Source organism: Spongiivirga sp. MCCC 1A20706, assembly GCF_046524175.1.
Lineage (GTDB): Bacteria > Bacteroidota > Bacteroidia > Flavobacteriales > Flavobacteriaceae > Spongiivirga.
Window position 1 is genome coordinate 37,983 of record NZ_JBEFZF010000006.1, and the last position, 15,005, is coordinate 52,987.

The 15,005-nt window shown below is 35.9% G+C and carries 15 protein-coding genes; 8 read left to right on the forward strand and 7 right to left on the reverse strand.

Translation table 11 applies throughout. The features are described 5' to 3' along the window. Positions 1–143: 143 nt before the first annotated feature. A complete protein-coding gene (locus tag ABN763_RS14365) occupies positions 144–1,643 on the forward strand; it encodes a hypothetical protein (RefSeq protein WP_410486183.1) in 1,500 nt (499 codons plus the stop codon). Here ABN763_RS14365 and ABN763_RS14370 read toward each other — a convergent pair. Continuing rightward, positions 1,630–2,439, reverse strand: a complete 810-nt coding sequence (locus tag ABN763_RS14370; RefSeq protein ID WP_410486184.1) for an alpha/beta hydrolase — start codon at positions 2,437–2,439, stop codon at positions 1,630–1,632. The two genes, ABN763_RS14365 and ABN763_RS14370, sit on opposite strands and share 14 nt — an antisense overlap. Next, the gene (locus tag ABN763_RS14375) at positions 2,436–3,308 is read right to left on the reverse strand and encodes an alpha/beta hydrolase (RefSeq protein ID WP_410486185.1); all 873 of its coding nucleotides are present in this window, start codon (positions 3,306–3,308) and stop codon (positions 2,436–2,438) included. Before ABN763_RS14375 ends, ABN763_RS14370 begins: the two co-directional genes overlap by 4 nt. Before the next feature lie 423 nt (positions 3,309–3,731). Here ABN763_RS14375 and ABN763_RS14380 point away from each other — a divergent pair, with 423 nt between their 5' ends. Further along, positions 3,732–5,591 (forward strand): alkaline phosphatase D family protein, encoded by a 1,860-nt coding sequence (locus ABN763_RS14380; protein ID WP_410486186.1) that lies wholly within the window; start codon positions 3,732–3,734, stop codon positions 5,589–5,591. A gap of 94 nt (positions 5,592–5,685) precedes the next feature. On the opposite strand, the gene ABN763_RS14385 is transcribed toward ABN763_RS14380, so the two are convergent. Then, positions 5,686–6,138, reverse strand: coding sequence for a hypothetical protein (locus tag ABN763_RS14385; protein WP_410486187.1), 453 nt, complete (start codon positions 6,136–6,138; stop codon positions 5,686–5,688). A 245-nt stretch (positions 6,139–6,383) separates the two neighbouring features. Here ABN763_RS14385 and ABN763_RS14390 point away from each other — a divergent pair, with 245 nt between their 5' ends. The 4 genes from ABN763_RS14390 to ABN763_RS14405 all read left to right on the forward strand — a co-directional run bounded on the left by ABN763_RS14390 (position 6,384) and on the right by ABN763_RS14405 (position 10,625). After that, on the forward strand, positions 6,384–8,876 hold the full coding sequence (locus ABN763_RS14390; protein WP_410486188.1) for a zinc-dependent metalloprotease: 2,493 nt from the start codon (positions 6,384–6,386) through the stop codon (positions 8,874–8,876). A 134-nt stretch (positions 8,877–9,010) separates the two neighbouring features. Beyond that, positions 9,011–9,544 (forward strand): hypothetical protein, encoded by a 534-nt coding sequence (locus ABN763_RS14395; RefSeq protein WP_410486189.1) that lies wholly within the window; start codon positions 9,011–9,013, stop codon positions 9,542–9,544. A gap of 146 nt (positions 9,545–9,690) precedes the next feature. Then, positions 9,691–10,149 carry a hypothetical protein gene (locus ABN763_RS14400; protein ID WP_410486190.1) on the forward strand — a complete coding sequence of 153 codons (459 nt, stop codon included), beginning with the start codon at positions 9,691–9,693 and terminating at the stop codon, positions 10,147–10,149. Between the two features lie 125 nt (positions 10,150–10,274). Then, the gene (locus ABN763_RS14405; protein WP_410486191.1) at positions 10,275–10,625 is read left to right on the forward strand and encodes a hypothetical protein; all 351 of its coding nucleotides are present in this window, start codon (positions 10,275–10,277) and stop codon (positions 10,623–10,625) included. A 1-nt stretch (position 10,626) separates the two neighbouring features. On the opposite strand, the gene hemL is transcribed toward ABN763_RS14405, so the two are convergent. From hemL to ABN763_RS14425, 4 genes are read right to left on the reverse strand one after another with little or no spacing between them, the layout of a single operon-like run. After that, positions 10,627–11,916, reverse strand: coding sequence for a glutamate-1-semialdehyde 2,1-aminomutase (hemL, locus tag ABN763_RS14410; protein WP_410486192.1), 1,290 nt, complete (start codon positions 11,914–11,916; stop codon positions 10,627–10,629). Positions 11,917–11,921: 5 nt separating this feature from the next. Then, entirely contained in the window at positions 11,922–12,719 is a 798-nt protein-coding gene (locus tag ABN763_RS14415) for a glucosaminidase domain-containing protein (RefSeq protein ID WP_410486193.1), read from the reverse strand. Positions 12,720–12,721: 2 nt separating this feature from the next. Continuing rightward, positions 12,722–13,642: a 1-aminocyclopropane-1-carboxylate deaminase/D-cysteine desulfhydrase gene (locus tag ABN763_RS14420; protein ID WP_410486194.1), complete on the reverse strand. Its 921-nt coding sequence runs from the start codon at positions 13,640–13,642 to the stop codon at positions 12,722–12,724. Beyond that, on the reverse strand, positions 13,629–13,970 hold the full coding sequence (locus ABN763_RS14425; protein WP_410486195.1) for a hypothetical protein: 342 nt from the start codon (positions 13,968–13,970) through the stop codon (positions 13,629–13,631). Before ABN763_RS14425 ends, ABN763_RS14420 begins: the two co-directional genes overlap by 14 nt. A 136-nt stretch (positions 13,971–14,106) precedes the next feature. Here ABN763_RS14425 and ABN763_RS14430 point away from each other — a divergent pair, with 136 nt between their 5' ends. Beyond that, positions 14,107–14,259, forward strand: a complete 153-nt coding sequence (locus tag ABN763_RS14430) for a DUF5522 domain-containing protein (protein ID WP_410486196.1) — start codon at positions 14,107–14,109, stop codon at positions 14,257–14,259. Between the two features lie 82 nt (positions 14,260–14,341). Then, positions 14,342–14,914: a DUF4136 domain-containing protein gene (locus ABN763_RS14435; RefSeq protein ID WP_410486197.1), complete on the forward strand. Its 573-nt coding sequence runs from the start codon at positions 14,342–14,344 to the stop codon at positions 14,912–14,914. The last annotated feature ends 91 nt before the right edge of the window (positions 14,915–15,005 follow it).

Genomic DNA, 15,005 nt, shown 5'->3' on the forward strand with positions numbered 1-15,005 from the left:
TCGATCAATTTACATGACAAAGATGAACGTGTAATGATAAGTAACACAATCTATTTTAAGATAAAACTTATGATATAAAATATATTTTTTTACATAAAAATATTATATTTAATAGCTTTATATGTATAAAAACTTATGATATAATGAGTAGTTTATCATCCATTATCAGTGTTCTAAGCAGTGACGAAAAACGATTGTTTATCAATAGACTGCAGCAAAAAAACAAACGCCATGACACTAAAAATATCGAACTATTCAAACTATTGGAGGCTGGCACTACATCTTCTGCTATCAAAGAACGTTTATATACCAATCAACCAGATGGGGCTTATCACGCACTAAACAAAAGACTATCTGATTCTTTAATTGACTTTTTGGCAGCTAGAAGTTTTGATAGTGAAACTGCAGAAGAAATGAACATTTTAAAGCTTTTGTTAGCGGCCCGTATTTTGTTTGAAAGAAAACAGGTAAAAGCTGGTTTTAAAACCATCAACAAGGCAGAAAAATTGGCTTTGAAGTATGAGTTTTATAATATTCTCAATGAAATATATCATACACTCATCCAATATGCACACCTTAATCCCAACGTCAATCTTGACAATCTTGTTAAAAAGCTAAACAATAACGGAAAACGATACATAAGCCAACAACGACTCAATATTGTATATGCGAAAATTAAGCGTCAACTGGACAAAACCAAGATCAATGATAATACAGGTACTTCAATACATGCAATCATAGATCAATATACTTCAGCCAATGAAGAAATCCTGGACGTAAAGTCGGTTTACCGATTAATGGAAATTTGTAATACAGCAGCTAAAGTGGAATTTAATTATTATCAAATTTTGCCAACCATGCGGTTCTTGTTTCAACATATAGAGGACAAACAAGAACAGATAGACAAACACCTATTTTATTACATCAAAATATTATTCATCAAGGCAAATACTCTTTTTCGAAATAAACTTTTTGATGAATCGATGTTAATTCTCAACCTATTACATACTCAACTTGAAAAGAAAAGAGCCGTGTATAAATCAGTGTTCAAAGGGCAGTTACAACTATTAATGGCATTAAACCAAAATTATACGGGCAATGCTCTAAAAGCAATTGATATACTTGAAGAAACTATTAAAATAACTAACAAACAACTAAGGTTACAATATGATGCTCGCCTAGCTTTGGTAATGTGCTATTTTAATCGAGAACAATACAAAACTTCATTTGGAAAGCTCAACCAGCTGATACATAGCAATACCTATTATGAGAAAAAAATGGGGCGAGAGTGGGTAATCAAAAAAGATATTATTGAAATTTTATTGCTTATTGAACTAGACTATATTGACCTTACTGAATCGCGATTAGCAAGTTTCAGGAAAACACATCGCAATTACCTAAAGCAGACAAACGAAGAAAGGACTCTTCAGTTTATCTCATTGATACAACTATATTATAACAATCAAAAAGAGGTAAATACCGCTGCGTTTAAAGAAAAAGTTGAAAGTTCCTTTGAGTGGATTGGTGTTGAACAAGAAGACCTTTTTGTCATGAGTTTCTATGCATGGTTAAAATCTAAAATGGAAAACGCAGCTTTATATATCACAACTTTAAACTTGATAAAAAAAGCTACTGCTTCTTGATGTTTAAAATTGAATCGATTCCCTTTTGAAAATCAGGATAAACAGATAGGTTATTATGATTACCGCCAGGTATTGTAATTAGCCGTTTTGTCTTTGTACCTAATGAGTTAAAAAGCTTTTCACCATAACGATACGGAACTACTGTATCATCTGTCCCGTGAAAAATACTAATTGGAATATCAGTTTCTTCCAAATACAGAATTGGTTCAAATTCATAACGAACCAGCAACTTAGCGGGATATATAGGAAAACGAATGGAAGCTACATCGCTAATACTACTGTAAGGTGTTTCCAATATTAATTGTCTGGGCATATTTTGACTTGCAACATAGCTTGCAAAGCCAGTTCCTAATGACCGTCCGTAAAGCGTAATTTCTGATTCCTTGTAGTGTTTGGTAGCATATTCATACCATTTAAGGGCATCAGCCAACAACTTGTTTTCATTAATATTTCCATCACTTTTGCCATAAGTGCGATAATCCATAACAAGCACATCATAATTTTTAGCAACTAAGGGCTGCACTAAGGTACCCCACCGCTTTAAACTGCCCGCATTACCATGAAAATATAGAATAAGTCCGTATGGGTTCTCATTTTTAAAATGAATTGCATGTAACCGCGCCCCGTCTTCAACATCCAAAAAAACCTCCTCAAAAGGTGTGTCAAATTTAAATACGTAGTCCGTAGGAAGCGTCTCCGGCAAAAACAGCATACGCTCCTGAAAAAAATACAATAAAACACCAATTAACAAGTAGATTCCAACTAACCAAAACATCAATTTCTTTATTTTGTTCATGCTTGCCGCTTACGCTTTTTACCATGTGCCACATGAATACTTGAATCACTAAGATCTATTTCTTTTGGGTCAGAATTCACTATTTCGGTCAACATTTTATGATAAGACTCAAAATTATTAAGGTTTTTATGCCCTCCTTCAATAACGGGGTACAAACGCGTTAGCTTTGGCTTTATACGAGATAACTTGACACTCGTTTTAAAGGGAATAAGCTTATCATGGGTACCGTGGATAATATGTATTGGGCACTGCACATATTTAAGCCATTTATAGGTCGGCAACGGATACCGTATTAATACGGATAAAGGCATAAATGGCATATACCTTGCCGTCACTTTTGTAAGACTGTAGTAAGGCGCATCAAGAATTAACATTCTAGGATTATTCATTGAAGCCAATTTGGCGGCAAAGCCTGAACCTAATGATCTTCCATAAAGGATAATATATTTTTCAGCAACCCGCTTTTTAATTTTGTCATATACCAATTGCAGGTCGTGCTTAATTGCCTTTGCAGATCGACGACCCGTACTTTTACCGAAACCTCTATAATCGACCATAATCACATCATATCCATTTCTTGTAAAGTCGACTGCAAACTTACCCCAACCTTTTATGCTTTTAGAATTACCTTTTAAGTAGAGTACAACACCTTTGGGTTTTTCCGCCCTGAACCATATGCCATTAATCACCGCATTGTCACGGGTGGTAATATTATATTCTTCAAATTTTTGATTCTCGTAGGCAAATTGAAAATCTTTAGGGAGCTTTTCAGGTTTAAACAAAAAATATTCTTGCAAATAATAAAGCGCTACACTAATCGCTATGTACGCCAAAAGAATCACCATTAAAACCAATAACCAACGTGGCATTTGTTTAAGATTTTAGTTTAATCTACAACTTTTTGCCTAAAAAAATGGGTTTTTATAAGTGTGCATCACAATTTTTTAAAAAAAGTTGAGTTATAGTTAGCCACATGATAACCCCAACCTATGAATAAACCAAGCTTATTTTATAAAGGCTATAATCAGCTTATTACGAGCCATTTACTTTCTTTTTCTTCAAAAAAATTTAGCATACCAAAATCCAAAATATTCTGCGAAACGTAAATAAATTCGATTAGAAACAATTTCTTAACATAAAAACATAATTTTTGTTAGATGAAATGCATTTTTAATCGATAAAAAATTTTATATTGCCAGCGCTATTAATCAGATTTTAACACCCAAACAAACAACCCCCTAATGCGGATCCCCCTGTTCTTATTTACCCTTATGGTATGTTTTTCTACGAGTATGGCCCAGCTAGTCGTAGGAAACGAGGTACTGCCGTTCGATCCGGCTTTAAAACCCTTTTACCATGGTGTGGCTTCTGGAGACCCTTTAGCGGATCGTGTTATTATTTGGACGCGCGTTACCACCGAAGAAGAGGGCGATGTAAACGTAAGCTACAAAATAGCAACTGATCTTGAATTTAAAAATATCATTAGATCAGGAAAAACAACCACCAATAGCGAAAAAGACTATACGGTAAAAATTGATGTAACAGGTTTACACCCGGAAACTACCTATTATTATTATTTCTCATCCCTTGGTAAAAACTCTATTATCGGTCGCACGAGAACCAGCCCTATTGCCAAAGCTAATTATTTGCGTTTTGGTGTAGTAGCTGCTGCCAACTATCAAGCTGGCTATTTTAATGCGTACTCACAACTTGCTAAACGAAAAGACCTAGATGCCGTAATTCATTTAGGTGATTATATAAACGAGTACGGAGCTGGAAACAATACCGAAGGATATTCAAAAGAACGTGCCGACCGTATTAATATTCCTAATACTGAGTTGTTAGATATTGCAGATTATAGAACTAGATATTCATTATATAGATTAGATCCTGACCTTCAAGCGGTGCACCAACAACATCCGTTTATTGCTATTTGGGATGATCATGAATCAGCCTACCAAGCATATAAAGATGGTGCCACGAATCACAATAAAAATGAAGGCGCATGGGAAACCAGAAAGTCAATTTCTAAGAAAGTGTTTTTTGAATGGATGCCAATTCGTGAGACTAAGAAACACCAAATTTACAGAACACTTAGCTACGGGAATCTTGCAGATATTATATTGCTCGACACACGATTAGAAGGTAGACAAAAACAAATTTTTGATATTAACAGTAAGGCGCTTCATGCTGACGATCGTACCATTTTGGGAAGTCAACAAAAAGCTTGGCTAAAGCAAGAATTACTTGCTAGTAATGCTAAGTGGAAAATAATTGGCAGCCAAGTATTGTTTTCTGATTTCAATATTGGTTGGGCTGCAAACCAGCTGAAGACTACACCAAATAAGCTTGAAAGTGCATTTCTTGATCATTGGGATGGGTATCCCGCAGAGCGCAAAGAAATCATAAATTTCTTTACTCAAAACAGCATCAATAATACAGTTTTGCTATCGGGCGACATGCATTCTTCCTTAGGATTAGAACTCGAGAATAATGGTAAACATTTTGGTGTTGAATTTAGCACCCCTAGTATTAGCAGTGCTAACTTTAATGAATTAGATGGCACCACCAACGCTCGCTATATAGACGCTAACTTATCGGCGAACAATGAACATTTAAAATTCAGTAATGTACAACAACATGGTTATATGATTTTAAATGTAAGGTCAAACAGTGTACAAGCTGACTGGGTTTATACTGACATTACTGAAAAACCCGACTACAGAAAAAAGAATATTAAAGAAACCTACGGAGAAAGTTGGTTTGCTAATTTTAATGACAATAAGTTGCAAAAGGCTGCTAGTGCAAGTAACACAAAACCTAATCAACCGGCATTAGCACCTTCGAAATCACCGGCTTTTGAACGTAACAAACAATTTTATAAAAATTTGTCTGAAGTAATGAGTGTTCATCAGAATACATCTGATGGTAATTCGAAATTACTTGTTCAGCATGTGGCCTATGAACCACAACATTTAGTACTTGATATTTACGATCAAAATGGAAAAACTGCCTCTGACAGTATCCAAAAAGAGATTTCTTCAGGAATCCAGCTCACTGAAATTGCATTACCAAAACTTAAAAAAGGATCGTACTTTATTCGTGTTTCGACAGAAGATGCTCAACATATTCAAAAGGTACAGATTGACTAAGGAATGTCAACGATTAAAACATGTAGAAAAGCCACCTTTGCACAGGTGGCTTTTTCGTTGACTAATTCAAATAATTTTTATGTTGTTATAAAAACTATTTTATCATTGCTACTGCTTCATAAGGATTAAAATCCTTTGGCAAATAGTCTCTGGTATTAAACTCAATGGTGATTTCTTCCTCGAATAAAGCGTCGATCTCCTCATCGGTAAGAACTTCTTGATAAGGATCAAAATCAGCTGGTAAATATTCAGCGGTGTCGAATCCTAATTCGATTTCTTCTTCAAATAAAGCGTCTACTTCATCTTCTGTAAGCTGTCCGCTCTCCGCATAAGGATCAAAACCAACTGGTAAATATTCAGCAGTATCAAACCCTAATTCGATTTCTTCTTCTTGTTCAATGTAAATTACCGGTTCTACGGCGTTTGTTTCTTCGTTGCATACATACGATACGGTTTCTACATCGATGTAATTAATTACTGTGTTGGTCGTGTCGGTAGGGGTATTCATCCAGAATACAAGGCTACCTAAAATTAATAATTGGTTCATTTTTGATTTGATTTGATTGATTGATGGTATTCACTATTGAATACACCTAAAAGACGTTTACTAAATGTTTTCGTTACAGTCATTTGGAAATATTTAACAGAAACTGCACTGCTTTAAGAATACTTTTAGATCGCTTTATATTAAGGACACTTTCTCTTAACATTAAATAAATTTCTTATGATTCTCTTAACAGAAAATGCACCTTGGTTGGTCGTACCTTTCTACCGACTAATTCAAATATGATTATGATTAAAAAAGTACTAAGCGCATCATTAGTGATGTTGTTGTGTTTGGGTATGGTTCATACCACTAATGCTCAGAGAAAAAAGAAAAAGAAAAAGGGTAAAACGGAAATTCCTGCTAAGCCGCCAAGCAAAAAAGGCGGAATTCAGCCCTATAGCAAAGTAATTACGAAAAAGGCGAAAACAGATGAAGGCCTTTTTGCAGTACATAAAGTAGATGACAAATACTTCTACGAAATTCCGGACTCCTTATTTAACCGCGAAATGCTGATGGTAACCCGAATTGCCAAAACAGCTACTGGTATTGGTTTTGGGGGTGGTAAGCAAAATACACAAGTACTTCGCTGGGAAAAAAGAGATAAAAAGGTATTATTAAGGGTCGTTTCTCATCAAATATTTGCTGCAGATTCGCTACCTGTTCATGAGGCTGTTGTAAATTCTAACTTTGAGCCGGTACTTTATAATTTTCCAATAAAGGCGTTCGGCAAAGACAGTACTAGTACTGTAGTTGATGTCTCTCCATTATTTACTAAGGATGTAAAGGCTCTTGGTTTTCCTCAAAGTAGAAGACAACAATATCGTATCACTCGACTTGATGATAGCAAATCATTTATCGAAAGTGTGAAGAGCTATCCTCTAAATATTGAAGCAAGACATGTAAAAACTTATGCAGCAGGAAGACCTCCTTCTAATTCAAGTACGGGTACTATTTCATTAGAAATGAATAATAGCATGATCTTACTACCAAAAGAACCCATGAAGCGTCGAATTTTCGATCAACGTGTTGGCTGGTTTGGACGAGGTCAAACTGATTATGGTTTACCAAATCAGGAGAGTAAAACGGTTCGTTATTTAGATCGTTGGAGATTGGAGGTAAAAGATGAAGATGTTGAAAAATTTAGACGAGGTGAGCTCGTAGTTCCAAAAAAGCAAATTGTTTATTACATAGACCGAGCGACTCCTGAAAAATGGAGGAAATACATAAAGCAAGGTATAGAAGATTGGCAAGTAGCGTTTGAAGAGGCTGGTTTTAAAGAAGCTATTATCGCAAAAGATCCTCCCTCAAAAGAAGAAGATCCTGAATGGAGCCCTGAAGATGTACGATATAGTGTTGTTCGTTATCTGGCTTCACCAATTCCCAACGCAAACGGACCGCATGTTAGTGACCCTCGATCAGGAGAAATTTTAGAATCCGATATTAACTGGTATCACAATGTAATGACATTGTTACGCAATTGGTTCTTTGTACAAACTGCAGCAATCAATCCTGATGCTCGTGGCGTACAATTTAAAGATGAAACAATGGGTCGTTTGATCCGTTTTGTTTCCGCCCATGAGGTAGGTCACACATTAGGTTTACCACATAACATGGGAAGCAGTGTGGCATATCCGGTAGATTCACTTCGTTCTGCCAGCTTTACTAAAAAATACGGTACAGCACCCTCAATAATGGATTATGCTCGTTTTAACTACGTTGCGCAACCCGGCGATGAAGGTGTAGCGCTAATGCCAAATATTGGTGTTTATGACAAGCACTCAATTAAGTGGGGGTATCGTCCAATACTAGATGCTGAAACTCCTGCTGACGAGAAGAAAACACTCGATAAGTGGATTTTAGATCATGCTGATGACCCCATGTACCGTTTTGGTCGCCAACAATTTGGTGTTATTGACCCTAGTTCTCAAACAGAAGATTTAGGTGATGATGCCATTAAAGCAAGCAACTATGGTATTGCCAACTTGAAACGAATTGTTCCAAACCTGATTGAATGGACAGCTGAAGACGGAAAGAACTATAGCGACCTCGGTACCATGTACCGTCAGGTACTAGGGCAGTATAACCGCTACATGGGACATGTGTCCTCTAATATTGGTGGGGTTTATGAATACTATAAAACTTATGATCAGGAAGGTGCTGTTTATACACATGTTCCAAAAGCGCATCAGCAAAATGCAATGAAATTTGTGCAAAATGAACTGTTCAAAACTCCAAAATGGTTAATTGATCAAAATATTTTCAATAAAATTGAATCTGCAGGTAATGTTGATCGTATAAGAGCTTTTCAAGTGCGTACATTAAACAATATGCTAGACTTTGGCAGAATGGGACGCATGATTGAAAATGAAACCATTAATGGCGGCAATGCATATAGCCTACCACAAATGATGCGCGAATTGCGAAGAGGCTTGTTCAACGAATTAAGAAACGGAAGAAAAATTGATACCTATCGTCGTAACCTTCAACGTGCGTATGTTGAACGTATGGAGCATTTAATGACTGAAGAACAGGCACCAATTCCGGCTGCATTTAGACGTTTTGTTGCAAGAACAAATGTAAATGTAAGTCAAAGTGATATTCGCCCAGTTGTTCGTGCAGAGTTAAGAAGCTTAAAAAGTAGCGTGCGCAGTGCTATTGGAAGAACCGCTGATAGCATGAGCCGGTATCACCTTCAAGATTTAGCGGAGCGTATCGATCTTATCTTAGATCCGAAATAATTAATACACATTATTTTAAAAGAGGTTATCTATTAGATAGCCTCTTTTTTTTGTAAAACATTTAACTCCCTCGAGGTGTTAACCTTTTATTGTTAAGTTCCAACTAAGTAGTAAATCCAATAAAAATTTAAAAAATGACAATTACCAAACAATCAACGTTACTACTTCTAATTATCGCGACACTTTTTTCTTGTAATAAGATAGATGAACTAACGGAATTTGATGTAACCGATGGCTTTTCTACCACTATGTCCGTTTCGATTCCTGATGAATCCACTGAGGCACAAACATTTTCTGAAACTTCAACTATTGATATTTTAAGCAATCAAGATATTCAAGAGAATCTAAATCTTATTCAAGATATTAATATCAATTCACTAACCTATGAAATCACTAATTTCACAGGAGCCCAAAATACTACCATAACTAACGCTTCTCTTAGTTTTGGCGACTTAGGCATTAACGTTGATGAGATTAATCCTCAAACAGCGGATGAAGCAGGTACTGTTTATACTATAACAGATACAGATTTGCTTCGCAATATCGCTTCTATTCTTAAAAGTTCTGGTTCGATTACAGCCACTCTAGAAGGTACAGTGAGTAGTACACCTATCAATTTTGATATAGCTATAAAACTAGACCTTACAGCCACTATTGATGTGCTATAATTACAATACTTTATTTTCACTAAAAGTCCGTTTTGTTTTAATACATCGGACTTTTTGTTCTCTCATTTTTAACATTGTATTAGGTTTAAGCTATTAAACCATTCTCTTTTTAAATGGTCATAGCATTGAACTAAAACATAAGTACAATGAAAAAAACAATCTATTTAATGCTAGCACTATTAACAGTAAGCAGCATAAGTGTCGCTCAACATAGAAAAGGGCAACATCAGGAGAAAAAAGCGAGTGTATTTGAAAAATTTACTGCTGAGCAAATTGCTACTATTAATAGTAAACGGATGACGCTGCAGCTTGATTTAACAGACAAACAACAAAAGGCTGTCGAAGCTCTAGAATTGAAGGAGGCCCAGTTTAAAAAAACGAAAATGGCCTCTCGTAAACAAGAAAAAAGTGACAATAAGACTCTTAGTGACGAGGAGCGCTTTAATAGAATCAACGAACGCCTAGATCGTCAAATTAGCTATAAAAATAACTTAAAAGATATTTTAGATGATGATCAATTCGCACAATGGAAAGAAGAGATGGAACGGAGAAAAATGCGAAGAGGAAAAGCTAAAATGAAGCGAGAAAGACGCTCTCGTAAGTAGTACGTTATTTGTCAAGAAAGGGTGTTTTTAAGACGAGATCGTTAAAACCCGAAGTCTCCAAACACCCTTTTTTGCTAATTTAACTGTATATTGTGGCCAATATTACCTACTTAAATAAGACTAAAATGAAAAAATTTATGCTCCTTTGCGCCATTGTGTTTACCTCTTTTTCAATGGCACAATCAAATGTTGTCCCTCTGGATAAAATGTCTCAAAAAGATTTGGCAATTCGAAAAGTTAAAGACCTTGACAAAATTCTCGACTTAAACGAAGAACAAGAAAAAAAGCTAATTGCCTTGTATTCAGAAAAAAATATGATGGCGCGCAAACCGAGATCAGTTCAGGAAGCTAAAAGTAAGCGCATAACCGTTACAGCAAAGTTAAAGGCAATCTTAACTCCACAGCAATATGAGAAATTAATTAAATCATCTGGTGTAGAGGAAAAAAAGGCCGAGATACCTAAAGAACGATATTAGGTTATTTCAAAGTAGGCGCAATTTTTTCTAATGCTGCAATGGTGAAATCAATATCTTCGTACGACAACGCATCATTCAAAAAATAGCTTTCAAATGCACTAGGTGGTAAATACACACCTTCCTTAAGCATACCATGAAAATATGCATTAAAAACAGGATTATTACCTAATGCTGCAGAATCGAAATCGACTACATCTTGATCAGTAAAGTGAACTGAAATCATCGATCCTAATCGGTTTATCCGATGCTCGATCCCTTCGGCCATAAGTACTTTTGAAATTCCGTTATGTAAATATTCCGACTTTTTTGAAAGACTCTCAAAAACATTAGGCTTATTCTTTAATGAACTTAGCATTGCAAGTCCAGCACTCATAGCTAATGGATTTCCGGATAAAGTACCCGCCTGATATACCGGTCCGCTTGGGGCAAGATGATCCATTATTTCATTTCTCGCCGCAAATGCTCCTACAGGTAAACCTCCTCCAATTACCTTTCCGAAACAGACAATATCTGCCTTAATACCTAGCAATTCTTGAGCGCCTCCGGCCGCTAATCGAAAACCGGTCATCACTTCATCAAAAATCAGCAATACACTATATGCATCACATAAGTCCCGAAGTCCTTCTAAAAAACCATTTTTAGGAATAATACAGCCCATATTACCAGCTACTGGTTCGATAATGATAGCTGCTATTTCATTTTTATTAGCCTCTAAAAGAGCTTTAACATTATCAAGGTCATTATATCTAGCCAATAAAGTATCCTTAGCGGTACCTTGAGTAACGCCGGGGCTATTTGGTGACCCAAAGGTAACAGCACCACTACCCGCCTGTATTAAAAACGAATCACTATGCCCGTGATAACACCCAGCAAACTTGATAATCTTATCTTTTTTAGTATACCCTCTTGCTAAGCGTACCGCACTCATACATGCTTCGGTACCACTATTTACAAATCGAATTTTGTCAATATTTGGCACCATAGAAACAGCAAGTTCAGCAATTTGGGTTTCGATTGCTGTCGGCATACCGAATGAAGTTCCTTTTTTAGCTTTTTCAATAACTGCATTTACTACAGGTTCATACGCATGTCCCAAAATAAGTGGGCCCCACGATGCGATATAATCAATCAAGCGATTGCCATCTTCATCATATAAATAGGCACCTTTGGCTTCTTTTACGAAAATTGGAGTACCCCCTACTGCTTTAAATGCCCTGACAGGAGAATTTACTCCCCCAGGAATTACTTTCTGTGCTTCGGTAAACAAAGCACTACTACGTTTGTATAACATGTATTTTAAAAATCTTTTGGAAGTGGTTTAGTAAATAATACCTGTCCTATATGAAGGTCATTGGTCTCTAAACCATTTAGCTTTTTTAATTCACCAACCGATATTTTGAATCTTCTAGAAATTGAGTAAAGCGTATCACCTTTTTTTACCATGTATTTGTCCAAATCATCAGTTACCACATTAGCCACACTACTATCTTTACCTAAAACCAACGCATCATATTGGTAAAGTTCGTATTTATTAATAAGATCGATGAGCTTTTGTGGATATCGCCTGTCAGTTGCATACCCTGCTTTCTTTAGACCTCTAGCCCATTTCTTGTAATCGTCCTTTGCATAACTAAATAAGAATAAATATCTAGATCTCGTAGTCAAAAAAATTGAATGATCCCTAAATGAGTGACGAGGATGCGTGTATTTTCTAAAGCACTCGCCTTTTTCATCATCATCATGATACACCCGATAGCCTTTCCAGCCTTTATGGCATTTAATTCCGAAATGGTTGTTACTACGTAATGAAAGATTGCTATTACCACCACCAGATTCAAGCAGGCCTTGAGCTAATGTTATACTTGCCGGTATGCCACTTTTGGTCATTTCTTCCATAGCAATATCTTTAAATGTCGCTATATATTCTTTATAATTAGCCATTCGTTTAGCAACATACACTTTTACCGTATCTCTTGGCGATACTTTGACAACTGACTTTTCCTTGTCCTTAGTATTTTCTACCACTCTGCGTTGGTTTCCGCAGCTTGAAAAAAGTAGTGCAAAGACTACCATTACCATTCCAATCCTTATCATTACTATTTTATTTCAATCATGCTCTTTTTTCGAAGCAGTTTATTCATACCGTTGATTCCCTGTAAGCCTCCCGTATGAATTGTTAAAATGGAATCTCCTGGCTTAAATTGATCGTTCTTTATCATATTGATAATGCCGAACATCATTTTACCTGTATAAACAGGATCAAGTGCTATTTTAGTATCCTTTTTAAACTGATTAATAAATCTGATAAGCGATTCATCTATCTTGGCATACCCGCCAAAATGATAATCAGGCACTAAGCACCAATTTTGCTTCTTTGTAAATTTACTAATATCAGTTTGCAAAAAATTCCCCTTTAAAGCAGGAAAACCTAAAACTTGTTGACCGAGTTTTGAACAATTAACAATTCCGGCAAGGGTGCCTCCAGTTCCAACAGCGACTGCAATATGCGAAAAGTCTTCATCTCTTTTAGTCAAAATTTCTTCACATCCTTTAATAGCTTCTTTATTGGTACCACCTTCAGGAATAATATAGGTATTAGGGTGTTTTTCCTGAAGTTCATCTATATATTCAGGGTCGTTTCGTTCGCGATATAATTCTCTAGAAACAAACTCAAATTTCATTCCGCAAGATTGTGCGAAACGCAATGTTGAATTTTCTTCTATTTTATCTGCTAACTCATCGCCTCTAACAACCCCTATGGTCTCGAAATCTAGGAGTTTTCCTGCTTTTGCTACAGCAGCAATATGATTGGAATAAGCACCACCAAACGTTAGTAGCGTATTGCACTTTTTAGTCTTTGCAGCTAACAAATTATATTTAAGTTTTCTCAACTTATTACCTGATACGAACTCATCAAAAACATCCTCACGCTTTATTGATACTCTTACTTTTTTAGCTAGAAATAGCGGAAGCTCAATTTCTTGATTTTGGCTAATAAATTCACTAAAGAGATTCATGACAACGAAGATACTTGATAAAGTGCCATGATTTTCGGTTTTCTAAATAGTTTAGATCCCATTCGTTGTAATAAGCCTCACGCTCAAAACTGATATTTTTATAGGCTTTATAAGCATTGCCATAGCGAATAGCTCGTAACACCCATTCCAACATGTAAAGAATGTAAAATGGAAAAATGAAAAGTTCTTTCTGTTGTTTTAGATGAATACGTTCATGATTAAGCAACACCTCATCGTTCTTTAACTCATGATCGCGCAAAATAATTAATGGCCAGAGTGTGAGCCCGATATAGTTTTTCCTAAAAATATGTTTAAATACAAGAATCATATCTTAAACTACTCAAATATCAAACCATTTTGGGTTATCTTTGGAATAAAGGTATAGAACCGGTGTATCTTAAACGCACTTAAAAGAAAAAAGTTATAAGCAGAATTGCTTGATTTTGTTAACATTACCTATTTAGATGAAAAAAATAATTCCGGTAGAAGAAGGTGACTATTACTTAACACCAGAAGGCTATAGGTGTTTTACTGAGCAATACCACCTTAAAAGAGGATACTGTTGCGAAAGCGGATGCAGACATTGTCCCTATGGTTTTGACAAGAACAAGAATTAACAGTTAAAATACCTTTTCGGTACAATTATTGTTACATTTTTGATAGAATTTCTGGAGAATATTAATTTATAAAGCTGTTATGATGAAAAAAATAAAAGTACTACTACCATTGCTACTGGTACTCATGCTAACTTCATGCGTAAGTGTACGAGTAGCTTCAGATTATGATCAGCAAGCTGATTTTAACAATTACAAGTCATTTGCCTTTTACAAAACAGGTATTGATAAAGCTGAAATTTCAGATCTAGACAAAAAGCGAATTTTAAGAGCCATTGAAGCTGAAATGTTGGCGAAAGGATTCGTAAAAAGTGATAATCCCGATGTATTAGTCAACATTTTCACTAAAGAAAAAGAAAGAGTTGACGTATATAACAACTGGGGCTGGGGAGGCTTTGGTTGGGGCGGTTTCGGCTGGGGAGGCTGGGGCTGGGGCTGGGGTCCAGGTTGGGGTGCTGGCTTTAACAATGTAGCCACGCGCACCGAAGGATCATTATATATCGATGTTATCGATACCACTGAAAAAGAATTGGTTTGGCAAGGAAAAGGCACAGGTAATCTAGTAACCAACAATAATATTGAGAAAAAGGAGGCACGTATTCGAGAATTTGTTCAAGAAATCATGAAGCAATACCCACCTTTAGCACAGGCTAATTAAAATTCTGATAACAAAAAATACGAGAAAGCTGTAGCAATGCTACAGCTTTTTATTTTGCTTGTTTTCGTAACTTTACTAATGAAAAAAGAAG